4 protein-coding genes are annotated in these 2,812 nt (G+C 61.7%); 1 reads left to right on the top strand and 3 read right to left on the bottom strand.

Annotated elements, in window-relative coordinates:
* On the bottom strand, positions 1 to 498 hold a 498-nt coding region (locus tag ACPYOG_RS19025), incomplete at its 3' end, for an ABC transporter substrate-binding protein (protein WP_481295704.1).
* A gap of 340 nt (positions 499 to 838) precedes the next feature.
* On the opposite strand from ACPYOG_RS19025, the gene ACPYOG_RS19020 reads away from it, so the two are divergent.
* Positions 839 to 1,495 (top strand): TetR/AcrR family transcriptional regulator, encoded by a 657-nt coding sequence (locus ACPYOG_RS19020; RefSeq protein WP_481295703.1) that lies wholly within the window; start codon positions 839 to 841, stop codon positions 1,493 to 1,495.
* Between the two features lie 211 nt (positions 1,496 to 1,706).
* Here the strand turns inward: ACPYOG_RS19020 and ACPYOG_RS19015 are convergent, their stop codons facing one another.
* Both ACPYOG_RS19015 and ACPYOG_RS19010 read right to left on the bottom strand, forming a co-directional pair.
* Positions 1,707 to 2,372 (bottom strand): RraA family protein, encoded by a 666-nt coding sequence (locus tag ACPYOG_RS19015; RefSeq protein WP_481295702.1) that lies wholly within the window; start codon positions 2,370 to 2,372, stop codon positions 1,707 to 1,709.
* Positions 2,373 to 2,457: 85 nt separating this feature from the next.
* Positions 2,458 to 2,812, bottom strand: a 355-nt coding sequence (locus ACPYOG_RS19010) for an aminotransferase class I/II-fold pyridoxal phosphate-dependent enzyme (RefSeq protein WP_481295701.1), incomplete at its 5' end; no start/stop codon positions are given.

Raw genomic sequence — 2,812 nt, 5'->3', positions numbered from 1 at the left:
GATTCCGTACTGCGTGAAGAGGTCGGTGCGGTAGTAGAGCGCCATCGGCCCTAGGTCCTGCGGAATTCCGAGGACCTGCTTGCCGATGCTGCTCAGCTGCCAGGCGGCGGGGGCGAAGAGTTTCTTGCTGGAATTCGCGAACTTGGAGACGTCTTCGAGCGCGTTCGCGGCTGCAAAGCTTGAGAGCGTGTCGTAGCCGACTTGGCCAAGGCACGGCGCATTGCCGGCCTTGACGGCGTTGAGCATTTTGGCGTAACCGCCTGCGCTTCCAGCCGAGATCTGCGTGTAGTTGATGTGGATGTCTTTGTGCGATGCGTTGAAGAGCGCGACGGACTTGTCATATCCGATCGCGGACCCCCAGAAGTCAACCGTTACTGGCTTGCTTGAACTCGAGGTCGGGGACGAAGCCGCCCCCGAACCTGAGCTGGTGCAGGCGGTCAGAGCTGTCACGGCCAGTGCGACCACTGCCGCACCGACCATTAGCCGTTTTGAAGCCATTGATACTCCCTTGTTCGGGCCGACCGCCGTGGCGGCGACCGCATTATGTGTCAGGACACTGTTGGTCTCGCTGCGAGGCGGTGCACTAGGGTTGCCCATTCTGTATCTATCTCCATTGATCAAACCCTTCGCAACAAGCACAGAACCGAGCCTCGGGTGGGGCCGGCGGGAAAGACTCGAAAAACGAGAATCGTGTCTCACTTGAGACAAGTGTGCGACTTGGATCGCTTTCATGTCAACTTAAATCCGGTGACCGAAACTGATTCGTAATCGGTGGGAAACACTCCGTCGGCTTGCGTGTGCGCCTGAGGCGATGGCAAACTGAACTGATAATACTTTCTTGGTTTCGCGTATCGCGGGCCGGATCGGAGAGGAGGGGCAAGTGAGGAGCGATACTCGTCGCAACATCGCCCGACTGATGGAAGCTGTGGGCGAGGAGATCGAGCAGAATCCCGGCGGCGTCAACATTCAGTCCGCAGCTGCACGAGCCGGAATCAGTACTGCTACGGCTTATCGCTATTTCTCCTCCGTCGATGAGCTCGTAGCGGCGTATGTGATCCGGATCTTTGACGAGCTGCGTTCGTTCTCGCATGATTGCCCCCTCTCCGGCGTAGAGCTCTTCGACGCTGTACTCGCCCGATGGATAGACCTCGTCCTCAAGCACGGCAAGGTCATGGTGCAGTTGCGCTCTCGAACCGGATATCTTGAGCGATGGGACGCAGGCGAGGCCGTGATACAGCGTTCGCGCGAGATCTGGGAGCGCCCGGTCGCAGCGTTGCTTCAGCAAATCGAGCAGCCGGAGTCGATGCTCCGTCAGGCGCTCTTCCTGGCCAATGTGCTGACGGACCCCCGTGAAATCATCGATTTGCACCAAACGGAGCACCTGGGAGCTGCCCGCATCGCTGAGCACCTCGGCGATGCTGTTGCCGGCGCGATAACCGGGTGGGCAGAGAACACGCTGTCGCGCGCCTATAGCCGCTCGATCAACGCCTCCTGAACGCGAAGGGGACCGGCCAGCGCCGGCTCCCCTTTGTAGTTCGAATCGTCAGTTCAATGGACATCGGACGCACGACCGCGCGCGTCTGGCGCCGCAGCGAAGGCGAAACCACGTTTCGAGTCGGCTGGAGCTGGCGAGCATTTGCTGGCGATCATGACCGGTTGGTGTTAGCTGCAACGGTCACTGAGCCGCATGCCGCAGACCGCGCAGATCACAAGGCGACCTGTCCCCGGTTTGCCGCGTGCATCTGCTGCTCGAATTCGACGACTCGCTCCAGCTCAGATAAGACACGTTCGGCATCATCGCGCGGTACGCAGACTATGCCATCCCCGTCTCCGACGACGATGTCCCCAGGATGGATCACCACACCGCCGATGGCGACGGCCTTGCCCACGGTTCCGGGACCGTTCTTCCACGGCCCAGCAGGTGTGACGGCGCGCGCCCAGACAGGGAATCCCTGGGATTCGATGTCGGCGGCATCTCGAACGGCGCCGTCCACGATCGCCCCCGTGGCTCCCTTCGCGGCGAACATCTGCGAGAGGACATCCCCCATGACGGCTCGCCCGGTGTATCCGAAGCCGTTGATGACGATCACATCGCCCGGGCGAATCTGAGTCACGGCTTCGATCACGGCGAGGTCGTCGCCGGCGGTCACGAGGACCGGTAAGGCGGTTCCTGCTGCTTTCGCGCCCGACCAAATGGGCTTGATCCCGCCGTCGGGCATGCCGAGCCGTCCAATGGCATCGCCGATATTGGCTGTCGAGTGGGACGCAAACGCCTCGATCACCTTGGCGTCTGGTCGGTCCCAGCCTCCGTTGACGTGGACGTTTTCGGCGCCCCCCTCTGCTGCATAGTTCTGGATCAGGTTCTCTGTCATGCGTGGTCACCTTCCATGGCGATAACGATCTAGGTTTTGTCCGTTGGATCCGAACGGGACGTGGTGCACTCAAGCTTTTCGCCGGTCAGTCGCCGTCCAGCCCTTGGACAACGCACACAAACCGGCGGAGCCCTTCCTCCAGCGACTCATCGTCGGTCGCGAATGACAGGCGCACGTGTCCCTCGCCCGAGACGCCGAACTCTGAGCCGGCCCGCACGAGCACACCGCCCTCCGCGAAGCGGGCTGTCAGTTGCTCAGAGTTGAGCCCCGAGCGGATTCGGGGGAAGGCGTAAAAGGCTCCCTCCGGGCGGGCAACACTGAGACCGTTGACGCCATCCAGGTACTTCAGCACGAGGTCACGGCGACGCTGGTACCCGAGCGCGAGAGCGCGAAGCTCCCTATCCGGAATGCGGAGCGCTTCGATCGCCGCATCCTGGATG

Source organism: Leifsonia sp. HAY1-4F (genome assembly GCF_056755275.1).
Note: the sequence above shows the minus strand (reverse complement) of the source record. Positions and strands in the feature narration are given on the sequence as shown.

Bases quoted from the DNA above. Each gene is read 5' to 3' on its own strand.
- ACPYOG_RS19015 (WP_481295702.1), bottom strand. From the start codon at position 2,372: ATGACAGAGAACCTGATCCAGAACTATGCAGCAGAGGGGGGCGCCGAA.